Source organism: Singulisphaera sp. GP187 (genome assembly GCF_900129635.1).
Lineage (GTDB): Bacteria > Planctomycetota > Planctomycetia > Isosphaerales > Isosphaeraceae > Singulisphaera.
On sequence record NZ_FSRB01000002.1, the window covers coordinates 515,192 to 540,503 of the forward strand.

The 25,312-nt window shown below is 64.4% G+C and carries 19 protein-coding genes and 1 pseudogene; 10 read left to right on the forward strand and 10 right to left on the reverse strand.

Annotation, left to right across the window (positions count from 1 at the left end):
- Positions 1 to 201: 201 nt before the first annotated feature.
- Together BUS42_RS26510 and BUS42_RS26515 are read right to left on the reverse strand one after the other, a co-directional pair.
- A complete protein-coding gene (locus tag BUS42_RS26510; protein WP_074312055.1) occupies positions 202 to 1,557 on the reverse strand; it encodes a sigma-54-dependent transcriptional regulator in 1,356 nt (451 codons plus the stop codon).
- Positions 1,554 to 2,960 carry a two-component system sensor histidine kinase NtrB gene (locus tag BUS42_RS26515; protein WP_074312056.1) on the reverse strand — a complete coding sequence of 469 codons (1,407 nt, stop codon included), beginning with the start codon at positions 2,958 to 2,960 and terminating at the stop codon, positions 1,554 to 1,556. The genes BUS42_RS26510 and BUS42_RS26515 overlap by 4 nt, the downstream gene beginning before the upstream one ends.
- Positions 2,961 to 3,471: 511 nt before the next feature.
- Here BUS42_RS26515 and BUS42_RS26520 point away from each other — a divergent pair.
- Complete coding sequence (locus BUS42_RS26520; protein WP_143206517.1) at positions 3,472 to 3,807, forward strand: hypothetical protein; 336 nt, start codon at positions 3,472 to 3,474, stop codon at positions 3,805 to 3,807.
- Positions 3,808 to 4,098: 291 nt separating this feature from the next.
- Complete coding sequence (locus tag BUS42_RS26525; RefSeq protein WP_074312060.1) at positions 4,099 to 5,850, forward strand: SulP family inorganic anion transporter; 1,752 nt, start codon at positions 4,099 to 4,101, stop codon at positions 5,848 to 5,850.
- 232 nt (positions 5,851 to 6,082) lie between these two features.
- On the opposite strand, the gene BUS42_RS26530 is transcribed toward BUS42_RS26525, so the two are convergent.
- Together BUS42_RS26530 and BUS42_RS26535 are read right to left on the reverse strand one after the other, a co-directional pair.
- Entirely contained in the window at positions 6,083 to 7,066 is a 984-nt protein-coding gene (locus tag BUS42_RS26530; protein WP_074312061.1) for a phosphoglycerate dehydrogenase, read from the reverse strand.
- Between the two features lie 359 nt (positions 7,067 to 7,425).
- Positions 7,426 to 8,505, reverse strand: a complete 1,080-nt coding sequence (locus BUS42_RS26535) for a hypothetical protein (RefSeq protein WP_143206518.1) — start codon at positions 8,503 to 8,505, stop codon at positions 7,426 to 7,428.
- Between the two features lie 264 nt (positions 8,506 to 8,769).
- Here BUS42_RS26535 and BUS42_RS26540 point away from each other — a divergent pair, with 264 nt between their 5' ends.
- Positions 8,770 to 9,339, forward strand: a complete 570-nt coding sequence (locus BUS42_RS26540; protein ID WP_074312064.1) for a hypothetical protein — start codon at positions 8,770 to 8,772, stop codon at positions 9,337 to 9,339.
- Between the two features lie 60 nt (positions 9,340 to 9,399).
- On the opposite strand, the gene BUS42_RS43845 is transcribed toward BUS42_RS26540, so the two are convergent.
- Positions 9,400 to 9,564: a macro domain-containing protein gene (locus tag BUS42_RS43845; protein ID WP_159452298.1), complete on the reverse strand. Its 165-nt coding sequence runs from the start codon at positions 9,562 to 9,564 to the stop codon at positions 9,400 to 9,402.
- Positions 9,565 to 9,593: 29 nt separating this feature from the next.
- Between BUS42_RS43845 and rsmH the strand changes: the two genes are divergently transcribed.
- The 5 genes from rsmH to BUS42_RS26565 all read left to right on the forward strand — a co-directional run bounded on the left by rsmH (position 9,594) and on the right by BUS42_RS26565 (position 16,603).
- A complete protein-coding gene (gene rsmH / locus BUS42_RS26545) occupies positions 9,594 to 10,652 on the forward strand; it encodes a 16S rRNA (cytosine(1402)-N(4))-methyltransferase RsmH (protein WP_074312066.1) in 1,059 nt (352 codons plus the stop codon).
- 480 nt (positions 10,653 to 11,132) lie between these two features.
- Positions 11,133 to 12,929: an NADPH-dependent assimilatory sulfite reductase hemoprotein subunit gene (locus tag BUS42_RS26550; protein ID WP_254053811.1), complete on the forward strand. Its 1,797-nt coding sequence runs from the start codon at positions 11,133 to 11,135 to the stop codon at positions 12,927 to 12,929.
- Positions 12,930 to 13,216: 287 nt separating this feature from the next.
- Complete coding sequence (locus BUS42_RS26555) at positions 13,217 to 14,512, forward strand: hypothetical protein (RefSeq protein ID WP_074312067.1); 1,296 nt, start codon at positions 13,217 to 13,219, stop codon at positions 14,510 to 14,512.
- A gap of 23 nt (positions 14,513 to 14,535) precedes the next feature.
- A complete protein-coding gene (locus tag BUS42_RS26560; protein WP_074312069.1) occupies positions 14,536 to 15,840 on the forward strand; it encodes a HEAT repeat domain-containing protein in 1,305 nt (434 codons plus the stop codon).
- A 124-nt stretch (positions 15,841 to 15,964) separates the two neighbouring features.
- A complete protein-coding gene (locus tag BUS42_RS26565) occupies positions 15,965 to 16,603 on the forward strand; it encodes a hypothetical protein (protein WP_074312071.1) in 639 nt (212 codons plus the stop codon).
- Positions 16,604 to 17,128: 525 nt separating this feature from the next.
- On the opposite strand, the gene BUS42_RS26570 is transcribed toward BUS42_RS26565, so the two are convergent.
- Positions 17,129 to 17,821: a YkgJ family cysteine cluster protein gene (locus BUS42_RS26570; RefSeq protein WP_254053812.1), complete on the reverse strand. Its 693-nt coding sequence runs from the start codon at positions 17,819 to 17,821 to the stop codon at positions 17,129 to 17,131.
- Between the two features lie 412 nt (positions 17,822 to 18,233).
- Here BUS42_RS26570 and BUS42_RS26575 point away from each other — a divergent pair, with 412 nt between their 5' ends.
- Positions 18,234 to 19,064: an alpha/beta hydrolase gene (locus BUS42_RS26575; RefSeq protein ID WP_074312073.1), complete on the forward strand. Its 831-nt coding sequence runs from the start codon at positions 18,234 to 18,236 to the stop codon at positions 19,062 to 19,064.
- Positions 19,065 to 19,359: 295 nt separating this feature from the next.
- Positions 19,360 to 20,587 (forward strand): annotated as a pseudogene (tet, locus tag BUS42_RS26580) (Tet(A)/Tet(B)/Tet(C) family tetracycline efflux MFS transporter).
- Between the two features lie 148 nt (positions 20,588 to 20,735).
- On the opposite strand, the gene BUS42_RS26585 reads toward tet, so the two are convergent.
- The 4 genes from BUS42_RS26585 to BUS42_RS44445 form a co-directional block, all read right to left on the reverse strand.
- Entirely contained in the window at positions 20,736 to 20,927 is a 192-nt protein-coding gene (locus BUS42_RS26585) for a hypothetical protein (RefSeq protein ID WP_074312074.1), read from the reverse strand.
- Positions 20,928 to 21,314: 387 nt separating this feature from the next.
- Positions 21,315 to 22,109 (reverse strand): DJ-1/PfpI family protein, encoded by a 795-nt coding sequence (locus BUS42_RS26590; protein ID WP_074312076.1) that lies wholly within the window; start codon positions 22,107 to 22,109, stop codon positions 21,315 to 21,317.
- A gap of 104 nt (positions 22,110 to 22,213) precedes the next feature.
- Positions 22,214 to 22,864 carry a TetR/AcrR family transcriptional regulator gene (locus BUS42_RS26595; RefSeq protein WP_254053813.1) on the reverse strand — a complete coding sequence of 217 codons (651 nt, stop codon included), beginning with the start codon at positions 22,862 to 22,864 and terminating at the stop codon, positions 22,214 to 22,216.
- Between the two features lie 349 nt (positions 22,865 to 23,213).
- Positions 23,214 to 25,253 (reverse strand): alpha/beta hydrolase-fold protein, encoded by a 2,040-nt coding sequence (locus BUS42_RS44445; protein WP_216821087.1) that lies wholly within the window; start codon positions 25,251 to 25,253, stop codon positions 23,214 to 23,216.
- Positions 25,254 to 25,312: the final 59 nt, after the last annotated feature.

Consider the following 25,312-nt stretch of genomic DNA (forward strand, 5'->3'; position numbering starts at 1 on the left):
AGAGCATTGCGCGTACCGGACAGCGCCGGCCGCGGCGGATCTTTCTTAAGGCCTAATCGCTGTAAGGGATAGGGAAGGCGACCTTGCTCGGTCACTTGCCCTGCGGGGGATTCGGAGCCAGATATGTCGGCAGGTTTTTGCCGGCCGCGGCGGGTTTTTGCCGGCCCGATCCGACCGGGATCGAATGGGGTCGGCCCGGGGTTATTGGAGGGAGTAGCGATTCATCTTGTAGCGCAAGGTGCGGACGCTGATCCCGAGGATCTGGGCGGTCCGCTCGCGGTGGTTATTGCATTGAGCCAGGGCCGCGAGGATGACCCCCTTCTCCGTTTCCTGGACCGCCGCGTCGAGGTTCAGGGTGCCTGGCCGTGGTGGTGCCTGGATTTCCTTGGGCAGGTCGCTGGCATGGATCACCGGGCCTTCCACGATCACCACGAGTCGCTCGATGCAATTGCGGAGCTGGCGGACATTGCCCGGCCATGAGCCGTCGCACAGGACGCGCATGGCGGCACCGGCCACGAGTTTGGGCTCGCGGCGATGTCGGGTGCAGGCCCGTTGCAGGAAGTGCTCGACGAGCAAGGGGATATCGTCGCGCCGCTCGCGTAACGGGGGGACCCGCAGGGGCACGACGTTGAGCCGGTAGAACAGGTCCTTGCGCAAGGCGCCCTCGGCGACCAGCTCGTCGAAGTCCCGATGGGTGGCGGCCACCATCCGCACGTCGAGCGGGATCAGCGATTCGCCCCCGACTCGGCGCACCTCTTGTTGCTCGAGGACGCGGAGCAGGTCGACCTGCGTCTTGGGGGCCATCTCGCCGACCTCGTCGAGGAAGAGCGTGCCGTGATCCGCCATCTCGAACCAGCCGGGCTTCTGGCGGATCGCTCCGCTGAACGCCCCCTTCTCATAGCCGAACAGTTCGCTTTCGATGAGCGTCTCCGGCAACGCCCCGACGTTGGCGGTGATGAGCGGCCCGTCGCGGCGCCGGCTCAGGTTGTGGATCGCCCGCGCAATCACTTCTTTGCCCGTGCCGCTTTCCCCCTGGATCAACACCGTGAGGTCGGTATCGGCGACCTGGCGGATGCACGCGAACACGTCGTGGATCGCGGCGCTCTGGCCGATCATCTCCGGGAACTCTCCGGCCGCCGCCAGCCGATCGCGGAGCCGGCGGTTCTCGGTTCGCAGGCGATGGTGCTCGAAGGCGTGGTGGACCAGGTGCCCGAGAATCTCCAGGTCGACGGGCTTGGTGAGATAATCGTGCGCTCCCAGCCGCATCGCCTCGACGGCCGTCTCGACCGTGCCATGGGCGGTGATCACCAGGATCAGAGTCTCGGGCCACTCGTGTTTGATCAACCGCACCAGGTCGAGACCGCCGAGCGGGCCCGGCATCTTCAGGTCGGTGATGACGAGTTGATGGGGCATCCGCTGGAACAGGGACCACGCCTCGGACGCGTCCGCCGCCGTCGTGACGTTGTAGGACGCCTCCTCCGCCAGCGCCAGGGCGAGCCCCGAGCGGATGTTGGGTTCATCGTCCACAACCAGGATGCGAAACGGTCGATCGCTCATGGTGCACCGTTGGCCCCGGCGATCGGCTCCCGGGGAATGAAGAGGCTGAAGGTCGTTCCTTGAGGACCGGTCCGGAAAAGGATTCGGCCTCCGTGTTGGCTGACCACCTTTTCGGTCAGGGCCAGCCCCATGCCGGTCCCTCGCGTCTTGGTTGAGACATAGGGCTTGAACAGGTCTTGCTGGATTTCCGACGGGATTCCCGGTCCGGTGTCGGTGATCCTGATCAATAACTCGCCATCCGGGGCGGAGGCGTGGAGGTTCAGGCTTCCTCCCTCGGGCATTGCCTCCAGGGCGTTGATGACCAGGTTGAGGACCGCCTGCTTGAACTTGTCGGCGTCCATCAGAGTTCGGGGGAGTTTCGCAGGCGGGCGATCCAACGTCACCTCGACATTCTGCTGGGCGGCCTGGGGGCCGATCAGCCGGAGGGTCTCCTCGAGAATTTCATGGGCATCGGTCGGTCGGACGATCAGATGCGGGAGGCTGGCGAAGTCGCGGAAGCTATCGAGGACGCCGTTGAGCCTGAGCACTTCGGATTTGAGCACCTCGATCAGCTCATCCACCGGTTTCTTGAGGTTCGGATCGCGCAGCCGCTTCTCCAGCAACTGGACGTGGATGCTCAGGGCGGTCAGCGGATTCTTGATCTCGTGATGGAGGCCCGAGGCCAGCGTTCCCAGGCTGACGAACCGCTCCATCCGGCGGACGCGATCCTCCATCAGGATCCGGTCGCTCACGTCACGGACGAGCATGACACAACCAAGGGCCGCGCCCGCGGAATCCTTGAGCACGTGGGCGTGGGCCCGAATTCGCCGGAGGCGGCCGCCCCGTTCCACGTCGAAATCCTGGTCCCAGACCGCCACGTGCCGCGCGGCGACCTGGGTGGCCAGCGCGATCAGGGGCGATCCGCCCGAGGCGATGCTCGCCAGCGGGCGGCCGACGCACTCGGGCTCCAACCCCAGGATTCGGCTCGACGCCGGATTGATGCTCGTGACGTTGTTCTGGAGGTCGATCGTGATGACGCCCTGATCCATGCTGGCCAGGATGTCGCGGGCCATCAACTTGACCTGATGCAACGTCCGACGGACGCCGAGCTGATGTTGCTGGAGCCAGAGCGTCGTCAGCGTGCAGAGCAGCAGCACGGCCGAGGCCATGGCCCGGACAATGATCCGGGTGCCGATTTCCTGCCGTAACGACTCGATCTCGGCCACCGGGACCGGACGGAGCCCGCCGACCCAGGTCCCCAGCAGGCGATACTCTACGAAGACCTGTTGGACGGCGGCGATGCTCAACACCAGGGCCACCACGAGCATGATCAGGACGATCGCCGGAGTCAACGAGATCCGGGTCTGAGCTTCGGAGGCCTTGATGCGGAGTAACGCAAGGCCCTCCCCCCCTCCTCTGCCCATCAAGCCGTCCCCCCTCACGTTTGCGAGGCCTATCGAAACCATCGGTTTGTCGCCGCGCCGGAACGTGCATTTCCTCGTGAGCCGTCCCTGGGGGGGAGGTGCGGCCGGAGGATCGCGTCACCGTTGCCAATGGCGAGGGCGAATCGGTTCGTTCGTCGTCCCGCTCATCCAAAAGGATGATCCATCATACCAAGGGAATTCACCCGGCTACATCGCCACTCCGCGGGGCCGCGCTGGCAAGCACCCGCGGGCACCGGCAAGAACCCGCCGCCCCGGCAAATGATTGCCGGATCCCACTCCGGGGTCGGCCGTGGCCACGGCCTTGACGCGGGCTTGGTGAGACGGTTTATCTGCCGAGTGAGACTGATGTTGCGATGAAATCGTGAGAATTCGGCGAGTCCTGGCACAGTCCTTGCTTTGGGTGACGCCAGGTCCTCGTTTTGGGCGGTGAGTCAATCGGATTCGCCGGCCATTTTTTCGGCCTCGACTTTATGCAGGCGCGAAACGACTCGTGGTAACTCCCTCGCTCCTTTTACTCAGTTTGCTCACCCTGGGACGAGCGGCCTTCGACGAAGGTCCCGCGGATTTCCATCCGCCGGATCTTCTCTGGATCGTGGGGTCGTCTTTGCCGGGGGCGGGTGACGGGATTCCCGTCAACCAGGAAGCGGTGTTGGAGGACGGCGAGGGAGAAGAAGAGAAGGGCGAGAAGGAGGCGATCGCGTCCGACTCGTTCGCTCCGATCACGATTGGCGTTTTCGGCCACGAGTCAGTTCCCGAGCAGCCCCCGGATCCCCAACACGTTCGCGGACGATCGCGATCGCTCCGCGCCCCCCCGTGTTTCTCCTGAGAGCCGGCCCCCCACTCCCCCCCCGCCGGCTTCTCCTCTCTCCCCTTGTCACCCGTTCCATCGGCCTCGTCCCCTCCCCCCCACGCCGTCCGATGGCGCCGCGCGGATCCCACCGGGAACGGATCTCATTCCCGATCAACGCGCCGTAGGGTTCGCTCCCCGCGCTGTCGGGAGCTGGGCCCTCGGTCCGGGATGACGTGCGGCGTCCGTTGCGTGCCCCCCCATTCCCGCTGGCTCTACGCCCTCGATCCGCGGCACGATCCCTCGTGGGATTCCGGAGAGAATAGGTCTATGAAAACCGAATTCACTGGCGCATTGGAGAAGCCGCGCAATGGCCTGGCCGGGCTCAAGCACTGGCGGCATGATCTCCTCGCCGGGCTCCTGGTCTCGTTGATTTCATTGCCATTTTCGCTGGGCATCGCGGTCGCCTCCGGGGCTCCGCCGATTGCCGGTCTGTTGTCGGCGATCATCGCCGGCCTGATCCTCCCGTTCCTGGGGGGCTCCTATGTGACGGTCAGCGGACCGGCCGCCGGCCTGGCGCCCGCCTTGCTGGTCGCGATGACGGTTCTCGGGCGGGGGAACTTGAAGACCGGTTACCCGCTCTTGCTCGGCGTCATCTGCCTGACGGGGGCCGTCCAGGTCGTCCTCAGTAAGCTCAAGGCGGCCCGGTTCTGCACGTTCTTCCCTTCCGTCGTGGTTGAAGGCATGCTCGCCTCGATCGGCCTGATGATCATCGCCAAGCAGTTGCCGCACCTGATCGGTCATGAGTTCAAGTTTCATGAATTCTTCAGCATGCTTGCCGAGACGCCGTCGCAATTGAGGCAGACCGAGCCGAAGGTCTTGGTTCTGGGGATGGTCTGCCTGGTCTTGGTCTTCTCGCTCGGATCGCTCAAGGCCCGCTGGCTCAAGGTCGTCCCTTCGCAGGTGCTCGTCGTCGGGATTGGCATTATCCTGGCCCGGCTGCTCCAGCTTGACAGCCGCTACTTGATTCATATCCCCGACGATCCCTTTAAACACGGAATCGTGCTGCCGAATTTTCAGGGCCTGATCGCCGATCGGTCGCTCTGGCTGTCCGTCGTGACGGCTGTCATCACCCTGACGCTGATCGACGGCGTCGAATCGCTGGCCACCATCGCGGCGATCGACCGGATCGACCCGTTTCGCCGCAAGTCGGACCCCGACCGGACCTTGTTCGCGATGGGGGTGAGCAACATCTGCTCGAGCATGGCCGGCGGCCTGACGATCATCCCTGGCGGGGTCAAGAGCACCGCCTGCATCCAAGGCGGGGGACGCACCCAGTGGGCCAACTTCTACAACGCGTGCTTCCTGCTGATCTTTTTGTTTGTGGGCCGAGGCCTGATCAACCTGATCCCGTTCAGTGCGCTGGCGGCAATTCTCATTTTCACGGGGTACAAGCTGTGCCGGCCCAGTGTCTGGCGGCACACGGCCGCGATCGGCAGTGAGCAGTTGCTGCTCTTCGGCACCACGGTGATCGCCACGCTGGCGACCGACCTGCTCTGGGGCATCATGATCGGCACGAGTGCCAAGATGCTGATGACTCTCGTCTTCGAGTTACGGGCCGGTGTCTTGCCGATCCGAGCCGCCACGCCGCTTGGGCTGGCGACCGGTACGGTGGGAGGGGTCGCCGACCTGTTCCGCAACCCGGTGGTCGATCGCGAGTTGATCGACGGGGCCTACCACCTCTACTTGGGGCGACCGCTGGTCTGTTTCAACACCCTCCAACTGAGCAAGGAGTTGGAGAATATCCCGACGGAGGCGGAGAACGTCTACCTCCACCTTGAAGACGGGGTCTCGATCATCGACCACACCGCGTGCGACAACTTGACCTACTTTACCGAGGAATTCGAGAGCCAGGGGAACCGTAAGCTCGAGGTGCTCGGGATGGACCGGATGCAAATGCGTTCCGACCACCCCTCCTGCATGCGGCTCGGCACTCCGGTCCTGGTCGTGGCGTCCGGGGATGGCCCGCGTCTCCTGGAGGTGGTGGACGACCTCGGGGTCCAGATGGGTGAGATCGATTAAGCGACGATCTCGTGGGTGAACAGGCCAGAGATCCTCCGGGAAAGAGGCTCATCTTGCCGGGTGCGGGAATGCCTTGGCCTGTGGCGCACGGGTTCCGAAGTGTACGGAACCCGTGGCCCCCTAATTTCTTTTGTTTGCCTGTTTGGATCAGCCAATCGAGATAATTTGTGAGGATCATAAGATTGGCAGGGTGAGGAACGGAGGTTCAGGGCTCCGTTCCTCTTGATCCGGATCACCAGCGCCAGTCTTTGGCCAGCTCGCGGTTGACGACGCAGTCGGCCGGCCAGACGCCCTGGTAGAGCGACACGACGCATTTCGCGGCCAGTTCGGCCATGTCGGCCATGCTCTTGACGTCGATGCCCCCCATGTGCGGGCTGAGCACGACGTTGGGGGCACTCAGTAATGGGTTGTCCGGCTTGGGAGGTTCCGATTTCAGGACGTCAAGCCCTGCGCCGGCGAGGTGGCCCGAAACGAGGCTCGCGGCCAGGTCGGCCTCGACGACCAGGCCTCCGCGTGACGTGTTGAGCAGGTACGAACCGGGGCGCATCCGCGCCAGGGTCTGGGTGTTGATCAGGCCCTGGGTCTCTGCGGTCAGGGGCATGTGCAGGCTGACGACGTCGGCCGCCGCGAGCAAATCCTCGAACGAGCCGCGGACGATGCCGTGGCGGGTGTCGAAATCGAGGTCGGGGACCGGGTCATAGGCGAACACGCGCATGCCGAAGGCGAGGGCCCGCGTCGCCATCGCGCGACCGATCCGGCCCAGGCCGACCAGGCCGAGCGTCTTGCCGCGCAACGGCTGGACCAGGGTCCGATCCCAGCCCCCTTGGTGGATGCTCCGGTCGTTCTTGACGATGCTCCGCGTCAGCGCCAGGAGAAGGGCGAACGCTTGCTCGGCCACGCTCTCGTGGTTCGTCCCCGGAGTAATCACGACCGCCACATTACGGGCGGTCGCCGCGACCACATCCACGGCATCGTATCCGACCCCGGTGCGCGCGATCACGCGAAGCCGAGGCGCGGCGTCGAGCACCGCGGCCGTGATTCGTTCGCCGCCCGCCACCATGGCGTCGACCTCGGGGAGAATCGCGCGGAGCGAGGCTTCACTGGGAACCTGCTCGCCGCGGAAATCCACGCATTGGAATCCGGCGGCTTCGAAAACCTCGCGGTATGAACCAGGTCGATCGCGGAGTGGCTCGGGTGTGATCAAAACAGTAGGCATGGCGGGTCCGGCGGCAGTTTGCGATGAAAACGGTGAATCCACGGTTCGCCACAGGCTAACCGCGCCGGAGAGACGTCGCTAGAGGCCACTCGCCGCCGTTGAAGTCCACTCCGTTCGCGATCGATCCCTCGACTTCTTCACCAAGATCCTCCTCGTCTCAGGCTCAGGCTCAGGCTCAGGCCCGACTCGGGTCGACGGCCGCCGGCACGGCCCGGTTCAGAAAGTTGGGGATGGTGCCTTGGAGCGACGCGGCAACTCGACTTCGGCATCGTGCAAGTCGCTTGCCATTCCGCGCGATCAGGAAGCCGTGGCCGCTCGACGCGCCCGTCACGAGAATGAGACGGTCGGTGCGAGGTCGGTCAGAAACAGGGCGCGTCGGCGACCCGTTTTTTGAAATTCTGGCTCACGGTCCCAAAATGATTGTCCCAATCATATTTTAGTCCACTGACCCTTGAGCTTTCCAGGATCTCCACGTTGTAGAGTCCCATTTGCCGGATCTTCGCTTGCAGTTCCAAAGATCGACCTTTCACCGGATCATCGAATCCAACCCAATAGAAATAAAAACGCGTTGTCGGAACGAGTTTCGGGATCGGGATGGGAAGGATCCCCGGGAGTGTTTGAAATCCAACCAAGGAGTGGTGAGACAGGGCCGACTCGAGCCACTCCCCGATGACGTCGATGTCCACTCGTTTCTTCTTTCCTTTGACCTCAATGGTGCGAGATCCCTGGCCATACATCGTGTCGAATCCCCAGACTTCGCAGACCGGCGAGCGCATGGTCCTGACCTGCTGCGAGAGGATGCCTCCCGCTCCGGAATGACCAGCGAGTACGATGTTGCCAATCTCGGGGCGCCTCTTTTTGTCAGCATACTGGGGAACATGCTTGCAGATCCACTTGGTCACTTCCGCCAGGAAATCATCCGCCCCGCCCGAATTGGCAAAGATGCCCATGCCCGGGTTGAGGCTGCTGCCGGGCGCCGCGCCCATCGTCGGCGCGATCAGCACAGCCTGTTTCCCGGTGGCATTGATGTATTCACGCAAGTAAAGATCGTGGAGTTTTCCGCTCCAGTATTCATTGATGGTCTTGAATTCATCCTTCTTGTGCCCGTGAAAGTAGAGGATGACGTTGATCTTGTCCGGAAACTTGAATCCCGCGGGAAAGAAGACCCCTGTTGCATTGTCTTGACTGTTTGGCATCACTTCGATGGGAAAGTAATACGTGGCCTCGGCGGGGCCACCGAAGTCCGACGGGGACGACGCGGAAAACGGATGCTCGATGGGCGGGACGTTACTGGGCAGCTTATCCACATAATCAAAGCGGGAATTGGTGCGTGGAGTCGGGGCGGGTTTTTTTAGAGGGGCCATGAGTTGTCTTCCTGAATCAATGGTTGCAGCCGGTATCGAGCACCACATGCTCGCTTCGGTGGCCTCGCGCATCATTCAGTGTCAAGCGGTCGACCCCTGAGAGTATTTCGTCAACGAGTTGGGAATGTGACAGGGGGACTGGCTTTCAAGCAGAAAGTGCCCCTCAGCCTCGACTTCGTACGTGCATGGCTGCAGTTCGTCTGGTTCGATGGCTGGGGATGGGGGAGGAGGGATGGCGGCCAGAGTCGTCGCCGGCCGGCGGTTGCCGGATCGCCCACTTGATGAAGAAATTCGGGGTAGATACGCTAGGGAAATCCGTTGACTTCCCCGGAGCCGGCGATGGACACAGCACCACCGAGCGCCGAGCCGCGCAAGGCAAGCACCGGCGACGCGATGATCCTGATCTTCGCGTTCGCGGTCGGTCTTGCGATCTCCCTCCGCCCCATGTCGGACATGGTCGAATGGTATGGCTTGCTCATACCGTCAAGCCGCTTTGACCTGTTGGGATGGTGGACGGCCTTCGCGCGGAAACTGCCGCCGCAATTCCTGCTAATCCAGGGCGGCGTCCAGCTCCTGTTTTGCTTGATCATACCCCTCACCCTGGCCCTCATCGTCGCCCGACTGCGCCAACCAAGGCCGTCCTCATGGCGGCTCCAGCCGGGCTTCGTGGCCTCCGTAGCGTTGTGCTTGGCCGCCGTCGTGAGCATCGACGTGGAGTACTTCAACCTAATAATGATCCCTCCCCTGATCGGATCGATCCTGCCGGGCGGGGCCGTGCTCTTCTCGTGGCTGGTCCTACTGACCATTCGCCGGTGGCACCCTGAGGCAGGCTGGATCGACCGTTCCGGGCGAGTGGTGGGTGCCCTTTGGTTGGCGACGATCCCCTGGTCGCTCTGGGTGGCGAATTGACGGGGAGCAGGCCGCAGGGCCAGCTCGCGTAACTGTGCGTTACACTTTGGACTCAAATGCTCACTCTGTACAGTAGACCGTTACCTCGACATCCTGCGAGGTCAGTTCGTCGGCGATAATCGGTTTGACCTCTTCCCACCGCCCGCCGGCCAGGCCGTAGCCGATGCGGGACATGTGGTCTGACAGGACTTTCCTATTGGTGATAAAATCGTGAAACGTTTCCACGTTCCAAATCTCGGATCGCGAATCCGGCCATGACCGACCCCACTCCCGAGAAGCCAGGGCGACGCCCACGATATCGCGGCAAGAACCCGCGAAAGTTTTCAGAAAAGTACAAGGAGCACCGGCCCGAGCAGTATGCCGACGATGTGGCGAAGGTGATCGCCGGCGGCAAGACGCCGGCCGGCACGCACAGGCCGATCATGGTCTCCGAAATCCTCGAGGTTCTTGCACCTCGGCCCGGGGACGTGGCGGTGGATTGCACCTTGGGCTACGGCGGTCACGCTCGCGAATTGCTCGCGGCCGTGCAACCGGGGGGACGGCTGCTCGGGGTGGACGCCGACCCGATCGAGCTGCCCAAGACCGAGGCTCGGCTTCGCGCACTCGGCTTTCCCGCGGAAGCGGTCGTCGTCAGGCGGATGAGCTTCGCGGGCTTGACGAAGTTCGTCGCCGCGGAAGCGCCCGAAGGCGCGGACGTGGTGCTCGCCGATCTCGGCCTCTCCTCCATGCAGATCGATGACCCCGCGCGGGGTTTCACCTTCAAGGAGAACGGCCCGCTCGACATGCGGATGAACCCCGCCCGGGGCTTGCCCGCCTCGGCCCTGCTGTCGACGCTGGCCGAACCCGAGCTGGCCCGGATCCTCGTCGACAATGCCGACGAACCCCTCGCCGCCGAGATCGCCGCCGCGATCGTTCGCGCCCAGGCACGCGCGCCGCTGGCCTCGACCCGGGCGCTGGCCACGATCGTGCAGACCGTTTTCGAACGCTGGTCCGGCCGTTGCCTGGGGACCGCCGACGACGCGGTCCGCCGCGTCTTTCAAGCGATCCGGATCGCCGTCAACGATGAGTTCGGCGCCTTGGAGGCCCTCCTCCGCATGGCCCCGTTCTGTCTGAAACCAGGGGGGCGAATCGCCTTCCTGACGTTCCACTCCGGCGAAGATCGCCGGGTCAAAGCCGCCTTCAAGGACGGTCTTCACGACGGGACCTACGCGTCGATCGCGCCCGAAGTGATCCGCGCCTCGGCCGAGGAACGGTTTGCGAACCCGCGTTCTTCCTCGGCGAAGCTCCGGTTCGCCGTCCGCAGCGCCTCATAAACCACTGTTTTTTTGTCCGTTTGCTATGACGAAGGCCAGGACCGATATCGGATGAGGGCCGTAAATCATCCGCCGCCACTCGGTTCGGGCGGCGGATCGCGCTCGCCCTGCAAGACTTGCAAGTTCGTGCGTCTCAGCGCCTCCCTCAGATTCTCGCATTCCCGCTTCTCGACCTCCGCGTCGGTTTCTCGTGAGCAATTCACGAAATTTCGTTAGCCGGTTACGGATTCTCGTGGATTTCGTTGTTTGCGTGAAATGTCGGTTCTCCCATGTTGTCGACGCAAATCCTTGGAGAATTAAAGGGTTGTGAAAACGATTCGGCTTCGGCACGACGCCTGCTTATCTCGGAAAGGTGAGTGTACGAACCGAAGCGCAAAGCGGGTCCTCATCCATCGACGCCGCTATCGGCCCCGTTGGTTCGGGCCAACGCTTCAGACGCTCGTGAGACCAGTTGGGACAGCTTGGGGGAGGCCTTGCGTGATGGACCAGGGTATGAGCGACGGTCGGGGCGATGGGGCAGCCAAGAAGAAGCCGCCCAGCAAGGCCGAGGCGGTCAAGGTCGCCAGCCAGTACCTCAGGACGTTCGTGGCCGACGAGATCGGCAACGGCCGGGCCAACTTCTCCGAGGATGCGGCGGCCGTCCTGAAGTTCCACGGCTCCTACCAGCAGGATGATCGCGACGTCCGCAGTGTCATGAAGCGAGAAGGGAGAGAGAAGGAGTATCAGTTGATGGTCCGGGTCCGCATGCCCGGCGGTAAGCTCGCCACCGCTGCGCAGTATTTGACGGTGGCGAACGTGGCCGAGACCGCCGGCAACGGCACGTTGCGCATTACCACCCGCCAGGAGTTCCAGATCCATGGGGTGGTGAAGGCCGACCTCCCCGCGACGATCCGCGCGATCAACGAGTCGCTGCTCTCGACCCTGGCCGCCTGCGGCGACGTCGAGCGGAACGTGCTTTGCTGTCCCGCGCCACTCTGCGACGGCATCCGCACCGCGATGCAAGCCGACGCCGATCGCTGGGCTTCGCACGTGGCCCCGCGGTCGTCGAGCTACTGGGACATCTGGCTCGACGGCGAGAGGATCGCCAATCCGCTTCTACCCCAGGCGGGGCCGGTCCGGGTGCCGACCGCGGGCGACGACCCGGTCGAACCGATCTACGGCAAGGCGTACCTGCCACGGAAATTCAAGACGGCGTTTGCCCTGCCGGAGGACAATTGCACCGATATCCATGCGAACGACCTGGGCTTCCTGGCCGTGGTCGAGGCGGGCAAGCTCGTCGGCTACAACGTGCTGGTCGGTGGTGGTCTGGGCACGACCCCCAGCGCCCAGAAGACGTTCCCATTCCTGGCTGTGCCCCTCGGTTCCATCGATCGGGCCGATGTCCTCGACATTGCCGAGGCCGTCATCAAGGTCTTCCGCGACTTCGGCAACCGCTCCGATCGCAAGCGGGCCCGGCTCAAATACCTCATCCACGACTGGGGCGTCCCCGCGTTCCGGGCCAAGGTCGAGGAATACCTTGGCCGCCCGCTCGCGGACCCGAAGCCGGTCTGCGTCACCGACGTCGACGACCACCTCGGTTGGCACGAGCAGGGCGACGGCAAGCTGTTCCTCGGCATCCCGGTCGAGAACGGTCGGATCAAGGATTCCGATGGCCACCGCCTGTTCAGCGGGCTGAAGACGTTCTTCGAAACCTACGGCACCCCCGCCCGGCTGACCTGCCAGCAGAAGATCCTCCTGGTCGACCTCGACCCGGCCTGGAAACCGAAGATTGAGGCGTGGCTCCTGGACTACGGGATTGCCGCGGTCGAGCAGGTGAGCACCGTCCGCCGCTGGTCGATGGCCTGCCCGGCGTTCCCCACCTGCGGCCTGGCCGTCACCGAGGCCGAGCGCGCCCTGCCGACGATCATGGACGAGCTCGAGGTCGAGCTCGACAGGCTCGGGCTGGGCGCCGAACGGTTCACCGTGCGGATGACCGGCTGTCCCAACGGCTGCGCCCGTCCCTACAACGCCGACGTTGGCCTCGTCGGCCGCTCGGCCAGTCGTAACCCGGACGGCACCCCCGGGCCCGGCACCTATACCATCTTCCTCGGCGGACGCACCACCGGGGACCGGCTCAACGTTGTGTTCAAGGACTACGTCCCATTCGACCGAGTGGTCGCCGAGCTCGTCCCGGTCTTCGCCCGGTTCAAGGGCGAGCGCACCGTGGGCGAGACGTTCGGCGACTTCTGCAACCGCGTCGAGATCGAGGAACACGCCGGCAACCTCAGTCCGGCCTGAGGCGGTGCGATCACCCCCAAAGAGAACGCCTGGCTCGGGTTGGGGCCGGTGCACCCCCTGCCACCAACCCGGCCCCATTGAGGATGAACGCAGGAACTCCCTGAAGCCGGAAATGAAGCAGGCTAACGTCCGGTGCGCCGAGTCGTTTGGACGGAAGGCGGAACGGCCCCTCCCGCCGGGTCGAAGGTTCCTGATTCTCACGTGTCGCTCACCGGTTGCCGACCTGTTAGAATCCTGATTGAGCTTATGATCGAACCGGCGGACGTTCACCTCGCGGAGGCCCGGTGATGACGATTGGAAAATGGCCGCTCGCCGCTATTGCGGCGGCGGGTCTGCTGGGTCTCGGCCTGGCCGAGCCCGATCAGGACGTGGCCGCACGACTCACCCGGCCGACGAAGATCCTCCTGGACTTCCGCGACCGCCCGGTCGCGGAAGTCATCAAGGAGCTCGCCCGCCGTAGCGGCAAGCGGGTCGTCGAGAGCCGCTCGATGGTGAAGAGCGTGGCGGGGGTCAGTCGCATCGGCGTCCAGCCGGACTTGAGCTGGCTCGAGCGCACCGTGACGTTGGAGTCGCCAGCTCCTGTTCCCTTCTGGGAAGGGATCGACCGGCTGGCCGAAGCCGGGCGGCTTGCCTACCGGGTGGGTGAGTTCGGCGCCATGGGGTCGTCGTCGACCGGCGTGTCGGTTGAGGGGGATGGGACCGCTCCGAGCCCGGCCTGCTACGCCGGCCCGTTTCGGGTGGGCCTGCTCGGGGTTCACGAGTACAACGAAGTCATCCTGGTCCAGGGGGCCTGGGTTCGGTTTTACCCCGCAACCACGGTGGGTCAAGCCACCGCGGCGGATTTGAGCGCGGCGCCCAAGGATGGTGGGCCCTGTTATGTCGAGCTCAACGTCGCTCCCGAACCGGGCCTGATCTGCAGACGCACCGGGCCTCTGCAAATCCTCGAGGCCGTCGACGAATCGGGGCGGTCGCTCCTGGCCCCCGCGCGGGAAGATGCAAGGCAATCGTTTGATGCGTTTGCGGGGGTGGGCGGGGGCTTTACCCCGGTCTTGCGGATCCCGATCAAGCCTCGCGCCCCAGAGGGCGGGGGTGGGGGCGGGGGCCGGAGCCAGTCGATCAAGACGCTCCGCGGGTTGATCCCGGTCGAGATCGCCGTGCTCCAGGCCGAGCCGGCCCTGGTGATCCCCTTGGGGGCCGCCGAGGGGAAGACATTTCGCGGCGGTGGGGCCGAGTTCACGGTGGGGAGCGATCGAACCGATCCCGACGGGCGGATGAACCTCGCCGTTACGTACCGGCTCGCGACCGAGTACGAGGCGACCGTGCGTGAATCCCGACTGGCGGCGCTGAGGACTTACCAACTTCAGATTGTCGACGCCCGTGGCGAGCCGGCCTGGCATCAGTCCAGCTCCAGCGGAGGCGATGGCCGCGGCACGATGAACTTCTCCTTGGAGTACATCCCGAGCCCCCAGGAGCCCGAGCCAGGAGTACGCCCCAAACTCCCACCGGCCGCGATCCGCTATTATGACCTGGACCGCGCCGCGTTCCAGATCCCGTTCGAGTTCCACGATATCCCCCTACCGTGAATCCATCGCCGGGAGGCGCTGCCATGAGCCTGACACGACTGATCCTGCTCGCCCTCCTCGGCCTGGCCGCTGACCCCGACGCCCTGGTGGGCGAGCTTTCCTCGCCCAAAGAGGCGGTTCGCGTGGAAGCTGCCGGGGCTCTCGAAGAGCTCGGCCGCCCTGCCCTGCCCTCGCTCTACCGGGTTCGCGGTTCCGACGATCCTGAGCTCCGTCGTCAGGTGACCAAGCTGGTCGACCTGATCGAGCGCCAGCGGCTCCTCCAAGCGACCAAGGTTCGGCTTGACTTCGAGGACAAATCACTCGCCGAGGTCGCCGAGGCCCTCAAGGCGCAGACCGGCGTCTCGGTCATTCTCGGACCGGACGAGGTGCTGCGGACGCGGCGGGTCACCCTGCACGTGCCGGAGCCGGTCCCGTTCTGGGAAGCCCTCGACCGCGTGGGGGCGACGTGCGGAGTGCGGCACAATCCCGGGCTCCCTCGTTCCCCATCGCCCCGTGAGCCAACCATCCTCCTGGGACTTGCCGAAGGGCCCCCCGTGCCCGCCAGCGATGCCGGCCCGTTCCGGGTCTATCTCGTCCGGCTGGGTCGCCACCGGGAGGTCACACCGGTCAGGCCGCCCGCCAAGGCAAAGGCCCGTGAATCCCTCGCCGTTGATTTCCATCTGATCGCCGAGCCCGGTCTCGTCGTGAACCAGATCGGGCCCGTCGTGCTGGACGAGGCCGTCGACGACCAGGGCCGCGACCTCCGCCCCGACCCCCCCGTCGGGCCTCATCCCACTCGAATCCAAGGTCCTCGGTTCGGGGAAGCAAACGCGTCGCTTCTCTCGTTGTCGATGCCGCTCAAGACCGTGGCCGGACCCGGGGGGCGACTCCGACGGATCAAAGGACACGTACCGGTTTCGGTGATCACCCGCACCGGCGATCCGATCATCGTGCCGTTGACCGGTGAAGTGGGGAAAATCTCTACCAAAGAGGGGATCGCGCTGAGTCTGACCGACATCGACCGCGTCGGTGAGGCCACGACGTTCACGCTGATGATCCGCGGCGAACCGGGCCGCCAACCTTTTTTGACACCGCTCCAAGTGATTCCCCTTGGGGATTTTCAGCCCTTTTATCGCCGCGAAAACCATGTCCAGGTCCAGGACGACCAAGGGCGGCCGCTCTGGTGGAGCGAGCGTGGGCTCATTCATAAGGCGAAAGACTTGGAAACGGTCACCCAGTTCACGGTCCCTCATCGAGAGGGCCGAACCCCGACGCGCGTTCTCTACCACGGTGTGGTCGGGGCTGCGACTGAGGTGGCGTTCGAGTTTACCGACATGCATTTGCCTTGATCTTCATTTGTGGAATGATTTGGACTCTCGACATTAAAGCGAGGGAGGGCGAGTCGAGAGCCCGAGGATTCGCCCACTCGTTGACGTGCCCCAACGCGAGTTTTCGGGGTCGGGAGACGGCGTGATGCCGAGGCAAAACCGGGTGACGCCGTTCGGCGAGATCATCGCCACCCCGGAGCGGGGGACGTACCTGGGCAACCGAGGTCTGCTTCACGATGCGGCGGGCCGCGTTCGCCGGCCCTGGCAGGTGAAGCGCTGGATTCTCTGCCGGCTGGAGTTTCGCGAGCGGCGACGGGTCATCATGGCCCCGGGCCGTTACACCGAGCTTTTCTTCCTCGACGAGGCGACCGGGCTGGCGGCCGGGCATCGTCCTTGCTTCGAGTGCCGGCGGAACTGGTTCGCAGCCTTCCGTGAAGCCTGGGCCACCGCGAACCCCGGCGCAGGCCCCCCCACGGCCGCGTCGATTGACGAGCGGCTCCATGCCGAGAGAGTCGGCCCCGGCCGCTTGAAACCGACCTATCGGGCGGCCCTTGATGACCTGCCGGACGGCGTCTTGGTGACCCGGGACGAGGGGAGCGACATTGCTTACCTGCTCTGGGAGAGGCACCTCCTCGCCTGGTCGCCTGGCGGTTACACGCGCCGGCGCTCACGACGGGATGGCGAGGAGGTGACCGTACTCACGCCGCGATCGACCGTGGGGGCGATCCGGGCGGGTTACGTACCCGAGATCCATCCCTCGACGCAGGGGTTGTGGGCGACCTGATCCGATTTGGTCGGCGGTCGAGCTGAGAATCTTCACGGCTTCGATCCCCTGCGCCTGCCCAGTACTTTCGTGAAGCTGGGTGATTCGGAAGTGCGCGATGACCCGGTGACCCATGATTCGGCGGAATGCTTTCGACGTCGCGTCGAATGCCGTTGCCATTCCTCAATAGGGAGCGTCCTCGACCCGCTCTGCCAGTTCTTCACCCGCCGCATCCGATCCTGAACCGCCCAATGGTCGTTTTCGAGGATCTTCATCGTCCGCAACCTGGAACGACAGGGTCTCACCCCGGCTGATCCCGTGGCTTTTTTGTAGAAAGTCGTATGAAACCGACGGGCTGTTCCCTTCTCTAACGAGCGTGGCGGGCTGTCAAGACCCTGGCAGCCTGAAACCGGTGGAATGGGATATGTCGCGTCGAGGTGCTTTCGTCAAGTCCTGAACGAACTTGGGCGCGTCGGCCGGGCCCCGATCTATAATCAAATTAGAGAATATATTAATTTATAGATTTTTGGCCTTAAAGATAGGCGGTTACGTCGATCCCTTTCTCCTTTCGAGATCCTTGACAGTCTCCCGGTACACCTCCTCGAACTCCTGGTCGAGCTCGTCCGACCACGGGCCGGGAAATACGCGCTCCCCGGTCGCGGTTTCGAATGCTTCGGGACGGCTGCGCCAGGTCTCTGCCAGCGTCGAATCCTCCGAGGCGATCTTGTAGGCTCTGACCAATTCGAGAAGGCGATACTCGACCGAGGCCGACTTGCATGCGATGGCCAGTCCCTCGCGGATCGCTCCGAATACAAGCTCCCGGAGGCCATTGGTATGTCCTTCCACTCCGGTTCCCGGATGCTCGTGGTCCTCTCTGCAATCCTCGACGCTGTACGATGAGTATCCCCGACATGCGATCGGCCTGACTTCGTAGACCGTGCACTTGCCCGCCTCAAGGAAGGGACAATCCAACCGGACGCGATCCCTCTGGCTCATGTCCATACCCTCGGTCGCCGCGATATTGGCCTCGACGCGACGATCGAGCGCCGCTTGCCGCGCTTCGTCGAACCGCTCGCGAACAAATGTGGCGATGGCCAAGACCTCGGGGGCCGAAGCCGCGACCGGGACCATGCAGCAATAGGTACAGCCGCTCCGGCACGCGACTCGGTGCCCGTCATGACAGGCCGCGTGAACCTGCCTGATCGACCGGTCGGTGAGCGCGTTGGTACTTCGCGCCAATTCGATGGTACTGAGAGCCGACGGCGGTCCTGACAGGATCTTCAGCGATTCCTCAGCCGCCGCAAGCCGAGCTCGAATGACGACCGGCTCCTCGTTGAACCTCCCCGGTGGCGCGGAAGGTCGAACCCGCTTCGCCTTTCTTCTGGGAGGTCTGGGGCGTTCGGGCTTGCGGGGCATTGGGAGGTTTTCTCACGCTGGTGGCGATGTTCGTCGCGGGGAAACCCCATTCTACCCGAATCGATGTCGCCAATGACCTCGGGGCCACGTCTGGAACACCAGATCGACCCGGAACGGCACCGTCACTCTCCCCGTCGTCCAGCCGGAGGCGCAGAAGAGTTGCCTGAGGGCGCCCCATCTTCCCTCTGATATCATCCGAAGCTGCCCACTCTCCCGGTCGAACACGGAGCCGACGATGAACCGAGCCCTCTTCCTGATCGCCCTTACGTGGGCCACGGCGGTAAACGCCCAGACGCCCAGCACTTCCGAGATTCCACTCTACCCAGGGGCGGCTCCCGGATCGGAGAAATGGGACTGGCAGGAGAAGTCCGTCACCACGGGCAACGGCCTGCCGATCGTGACCGACGTCGTGCGGCCGGTGTTGATTCACTACCCGGCCGACAAGGGTAAAGCCGTGGGCTCTGCCATGATCGTCGCGCCTGGTGGCGGGTTCAGGGCCTTGATGATGAGCTACGAGGGGGCGGACATCGCCAAGCGTCTCAACGCGATGGGCGTCGATGCCTATGTCCTGAAGTACCGGCTCATCCACACGGCTCCCGGAGCCCCGTCCAGGGAGGACGTCGTCAAAATGGCGGGCGAGGACGGTCGGCGAGCCGTGCAGGTCGTGCGGGAGAAGGCGGGCGAATTCGGCTACCGACCGGATCAGGTCGGTATGATCGGTTTCTCGGCGGGAGGCATGGTCACGTCGGAGGCTCTCTTCGGGCCGAAGGAAACACGGCCGGATTTCGTTGCGCTCATCTATGGGATTCGCGAGCTCAAGGAGATCCCGGACCCCGCACCGCCGCTCTTCCTGGCAGTGGCCGCCGATGACGCCGGGTTCGTCGGTCAGACGGTCGAGCTGTTCAACGCCTACCGCAAGGCGAAAGGATCGGCCGAGCTGCATGTCTTCCAGGCGGGCGCGCACGGCTTCGTGAACAAAGGGGGCGGCGCCGACCATTTCATGGACCGGCTCGAGGAATGGCTCCTGGTCAACAAGCTGCTGACGAAGCCCAGGGATGGGAAGTAGTTGGCTGCACCGGAACGAATCGCCCGCCTCGGAGCAGCCTTGGCCCGCTCAAGATTCCCCCGCAGACTCATCGACCCGGCCAACGCGCTCGCCTGGTTCGCCATGGATTTCCTCCGGCTGGCCCAACTGCGGTGGCTGGCTTACGCGATGATGGCGGTCATCCTGAGGGGAGGGCCGTTGTGGCGCGGAGCCGCGTCCGAGGTTGTCAGAGCAATGCCCGAACCTGGCGGACTCCGCATATGTCAGAGCTGTGGCCAGCGTCGGCGGTGCGCTCGTCGATCGTCATGCGGAGTCAATCGTCTTGGTCAATCGAGCCCTGATCGTCATCCTCGCGACTGTCGTCCTCGACGCCGTGGGGATCGGCCTGGCCCTCCCAGTCATCCCTTCGCTGCTCCGCGAGCTCTCGCACCAGACGCGGATCGCCGGCCGTTTCGGCTACTTCATGGCGATCTACCCGTTCATGCAATTCCTGTTCTCGCCCGTGCTCGGCCGACTTAGCGATCGATTCGGCCGACGGCCTGTCCTGCTGGTCTCGCTCGGCGTGGCGACGATCGACTACCTTGTCATGGGCTTGTCGCCCCTCCTGGGGGTCCTGTATGTCGGGCGGGCGCTCGCCGGGATGACCGGGGCCAACCTGGCAGTCGCCACGGCCTACATCGCTGACATCTCCAGCCCCGACGAGCGGGCCAGGCGCTTCGGCTACATGAACGCCTGCTTCGGGCTGGGGTTCGTGGGCGGTCCGCTCCTGGGTGGGCTGGTCGGCAGCCTTTCGCCACGCTATCCGTTTCTTCTCGCGGCCCTGTTCAGCGGCCTGAACCTTCTGATGGGGATCTTCGTCCTCCGCGAGTCCCGCAAGTCAGGCGGAGAACCGGAGCAAGAGCGGCGCAGTTTCATCGCCTCGCTGCTGTCGATCCGAGACAACCGCACGCTCTTGCCGCTCCTGATGATCTACTTCCTGGTCAATCTGATCGGCCAGATCCCGGGGTCTCTCTGGATCATCAACGGGGAAGATCGGTTCGGCTGGGACGTCTGGATGGTCGGCCTGACCTTTGCGGCGTTCGGCATCCTCCATGCCGTGGCCCAGGCCTTTCTTACCGAGCCGACCACGCGACGCCTGGGCGAGCGAGGGGCGATCCTCTTCGGGGTCGTCTGCGATTGCTCCGCGTTCGTCGCGATGGCGCTGATCACGCAGGGGTGGATGGTCTTCGCGATCATGTTCCTCTTCACCGCCGGCGGGATCGCCCTGCCGGCGTTCCAGGCCATCCTGTCGCGGCAGGTAAGCGACGAACATCAGGGCGAATTGCAGGGGACGCTGGTCAGTCTCACGAGCCTGACCGAGGTCGTCGGGCCGATCGCCGCCACGAGCATCTATGCCGCCTCGCCTCCGTCGGCCCCGGGGCTCGTCTGGCTCGTGGGGGCCGGGCTCTATTTGCTCTGCGTCCCGGTCATCCTTCGGCAGATGGCGGCGTCTCACGGGAAGCCGGTGGAGGCGGTTGAGGCCGTTCGATAGCCCTGGTCTGTAACTCCGCCCTGAGCCGCTCCATCACTCCGGCCGGGATCGGCGACTTGCCCTTCTCGTCGCGGCGGGCGGTGCGGACGCTGAGGGCGTTCGCATGGTGACCACCTTCGCTCTCATCTGCTACGCCTGCGTCATATCGGTCCCAAAGAGGACTATCTCGGCGAGGAAGCCCGTGGCCGACCCGCATCGGGAGCGGCCCCGACCGCCATGCCCAAGAGTCCGATGATGGTCAGCATGGACAGGCCCATGAACCAGAGGTGGTTCCCGTTCAGGGACGCGAGGCCGATGCTGCAAGCCGCGATGACGAGAAGGATTTGCCCGACGGTAAGCCGAGGTGGATGCATCGTGATTCTCCCGGGAACGCACTCCTCTATTTTAGGCATCTCAGCGCATCCGGTAAACCACCCGGTTGGGGGAAGGCCCCCCGTCCCGCAGACCACAATGGCCGAAGATCGGCAGATGGATTGTTGTTTTCCATAGAGGGTTTAATGATCAAGATAACCTTCGCTGTTTAATACGGAGCAACCCCGCCCCCCGCTCGATTACCTTGATCGGGATCGACGTGACCTGCGGCTCTCCGTTCGTCTCAGCCGCCACACAGAGGCCGGTATGGCGAATCTAAAGCCGGAGCCACGTCGCTCAGGCTGCCAACCGCTTTTGCCACCGTTACGGAGGCTGCGGCGCCATGATCGGCGCGGGGCGGCAATGACTGCCGCCCCGGCCATTCGCCCTTACCTTGGCATCGACTTGGCCGACTGCTCGCAGACCTGACGCATCACGCCGTCGAGCGGCCCCATCCACTCCCTCACCTTCTTTACGACCTCGGGCCCGGCTTCCTTCGGCGTGCCGGCGTGAAACGGCGGCTCCGGGTCGTACTCCATGGCGAGCTGCGTCACCTTGGCGATGTCCTCACCGAGGAGCTTGGCCAGGAGCACCAGGCCGAAGTCCAGCCCCGCCGTCACGCCGCCGCCGGAGATCCGGTTGCGGTCCACCACCACGCGGGCATCGACCGGGGTCGCCCCGAACAGCGGCAGCAGGTCGCGGCACGCCCAGTGGCTCGTCGCCTTGTACCCCCGCATGAGCCCCGCCGCGCCGAGCAGGAGCGAGCCGGAGCAGACGGAGGTGACATACTTGGCCCGCGAGCCACGGTCGGCGAGGAAGCGGACCGTCTCGGGATCGTTCATGATGCCGAACTGGCCGGGACCGCCGCCGACGAAGATCGCGTCGAGGTCCTTCGGGCAGTCGGCGAACGTCCCGGTGGGCCGTAGCCCGATTCCCGTGTCAGACTCGATGAAGTCCCGCGTCTTCCAGATGAGGTGGACGTTGCACGAGGTGGAGAGGGCCGTCTGCGGCCCGAGCAGATCCAGCAGGGTGAGCCCCGGGTAGAGCAGCATGCCGATCTCCGGCCGCCGCCCCGAGTGCATCGGCTGGAACTTGAGCTCGGGCTGTTGCGGCTCGTTACCCGACGCAATCATTGGGACGGCCAGGGCCGAGGCGACGACGCCACCGAATTGCCTGCGGTTCATCTTGCGATCTCCCGAAAGGAAGGACTTACTCACGGCGCGCAGCGGGGCACGCCGCCCCAAGGGCGTCTCGCCGATCGTTCGGCTCCTGGACGCTTTGGACGACTTCAGGCGGGGACGCTGCCGGCCTCGGGCCGCGACCGATCCACCAGGGCCCGGAAGGCCGTGTTGGCTCGCTCGTCGGCGTCTGGCCGCCTTAGGAAGCGTTGGCTGGTGTGATGGCTCAGGTAGATCCCGCAGAGCTCCCAGACGAATTGCTCGACGTCGAGGTCGGCCCGGAGGTGACCCTGTTCGACGGCCTGGCGGGTAAGGCCTTCCAGCAGGCCGCGCCACTCCGCCTCCATGGCGACGACCTTGTCGCGGACGGGTCCTTCCACGTCGTCGAGCTCGAACATCGCGGCGGCCACGGGGCATCCGCCGGGCAGGCCCGCGCGACTCGCCCAGCCGAGCCAGTTGCGGACCAGGGCCTCGAGCCGTGGCAGGCCTTCGAGGGCGCCCATCGCGGGTTCGATGACCACCGGCGCTGCAACGCGGGCCATCTGCTCGAGCAGGCCGATCTGGACCTCATCCTTCGAGCGGAAGTGGGCGAAGACCCCGCTCTTGGACATGCCGACCTGCTCGGCGATCTGGCCGAGCGTGACCCCCGCCATGCCGTCGCGGCTCATCAATGCGAGCCCCTGCTGGAGGAGCCGCTCGCGCGTTTCGTGGAGCTTCTTTCCCATGACAGGAAAATAGCACGACCGGTCGTGACGCGCCAAGAGACGAATCGCACGGCCGTTCTTTTTTTTGGGGACGTGGTTTGGGATCGCCCCGCTTTCGTCTGGTTCGCTTTCCGATCAGGGGCCGCCCGAGGGGTGATTCGGCCGTTGGCCGTCGGCTCTCCTCCGGGTCTGTCGTCAAGGCGACCCGCTTCGCGGTCCCACATATTTCGGCCAGAATTCGGCAATATGTGTGTGTCTGAACGAGTGTTTGAACCCCGTGACGAAGCGTGATCCGACCGCCACAGCCTTTACAGGATTCCGAAGACGAATGACGGTCGGCAGGTCTCTGGTTTCGTCGAGTTGTGAAGGCATCCTTGTCCGTTTAGGACTCCGATCTGATTCGCGATTACCGGAAAATTCGCTGAGAGAAGAGATAGAGGTTGTTCCTCCATTCGGTCGCGTCGTGCGCGTGGCCATCAACGTGCCAGACGTGCGGGATGTCCTTGTCCTTGAGGTAGGCATGGACACCCTGGCTGATGCGGATGAGGTTGTCCTTCTTGCCGCAGGCAATCCAGAGGAGTTTCAGTTGCTTCTTCGCATGCTCCGGATCGGGAACTAACTCGACCGCCGGCTTCGTGTTGGGGGCCGAGGAGAAGCCACCGATCCAGGCGAAGGTATCGAGGTGAGCCAGCCCGAAGTTGAGCGACTGGCCCCCGCCCATGGACAGGCCGGCGAGAGCCCGATGCTCGCGGTCCGCCTGAACCGAGTATCTCGACTCGATGGTGGGGATGACATCCTGCAACAGGTCCTGCTCGAACGCCGCGAAAGCCGGCGCGGCGGCGAAGATGTTCCCCTCGGCACGGTCGTTCTTCTGAGCGCGGCCGTTCGGCATGACCACGATCATGGGCGTGACTTTCCCCTCGGCGAGCAAGTTATCCAAGAGGACACTTGGCTTGGCGAAGCGCTGCCATTCCGTCTCGTCTCCGCCGATTCCATGCAGCAGGTACAGCACAGAATATTTCTGGTCCGCGGAATAACCGGGAGGGGTGTAGACCTGCATCTTGCGGGTCGTTCCGACTGACTTCGAGTCGTAGGAGATCATCTCCAACTTCCCGTGAGGCACCTCCTTGGCCGCGTCGATATCCGCGGGAGGATCGGGGAACGCCGGCACGTCGTCCGGATTCAAGACGATGGGTTGGCGCTGCTGGGGGCCGGGCCGGCCGATCGCAGCCCGGTTCGCGAACAGCAGCGGGGTGAATTCACGCAAGCAACGGCGCCAGGTGAGCCATTCGTGCGACGTCCCGGGCGATTCATAGTACACGTGCTTGATCCCGGCCTTCTCGAGCGCCTCGTGATAGTTCTTCACGCTCTCATACATTCGCTGAGGCTCGGTGGTGCCGATGCCCAACCAGACCAGACGCACCTTTTTGTTGAACTCTTCCGGGTCGGCCATGACGCCTCCGTGGGCCGTCTTCGGGTCGAAAGCGCCGCCACCGAACCCCCCTCCCCCACCGCTGAAGCCGCCGATGTACGCGAATTGATCCAGATGCTTGAGCGTGATCTGGAACGTCTGCATGCCGCCCATCGAGAGTCCGGCCATCGCCCGATTCTCGCGATTGGGGATCGTGCGGTAGGTCGCGTCGATCATCGGGATCAGGTCGTTCACCATCACCTCCTCGAACGCGCCGAACATCCGGCTCATGTCGGGGCGTGGGGGAGGGTTCTGCCCGGGCGTCGCGGGACGAGGCGGGGCGAGTGCCTGGGCCTCCTCGCCGGGGCGACGGGCGTAGCCTTGCTCCATGACGACCAGCATCGGCTTTGCCTTCTTCTCGGCGATCTGGTTGTCCATGATGAAGGCCAGATGCCCCTGGTTCGGCCAGCCCCGCTCGTCCTCGCCTCCGCCATGCTGCAAGTAGAGGACGGGATAGCGCGCGTCGCGCTCCGCGTCGTACGCGGGCGGGGTGTAGACGAAGATTCGCCTCCAGGCCTGTGTCGTCTTCGAGAAATACCAGCGTTCGCGGACCTCGCCGTGGGGCACATCCTTCGGGAGATAGTAATCGACGCCCTTTTCGGGGATCTCGATCCCGCTGGCATCTTTGCCGGTCCCGTAGAACGTCTCGCTCGAGGGGTCATTGACCTCGGCGCTGTCGATGAATACGCGGTAGTAATGGAATCCCGGCACCTGGGGTTCGGAGGTCGCGGTCCAGAAGCCGGCCTCGTCCTTCGTCCCGGGATACCGCTGGCTGTCGAAGAACGCGAAGACGACCTTCTGGGCGTCGGGGGCCTTGATTCGGAAGGTCACGCGCAGGTCGTCGTGAATCCGAGGGTATTGCGCCCCCCGGATGTTGGTGGGCGCGGGGACGCCCTCAGCGGGTTTCGGGTCCTGAGCCGCGACGGGTGCGGCCAGGAGGAGAGTCAGCAGGCCGTAGAACCACGAACTGTTCATCGAGAGGCCTCCCTTTGAGGGCGTGATCGGGACTGCGTCGTAGCCTCGAGCGGATCCCA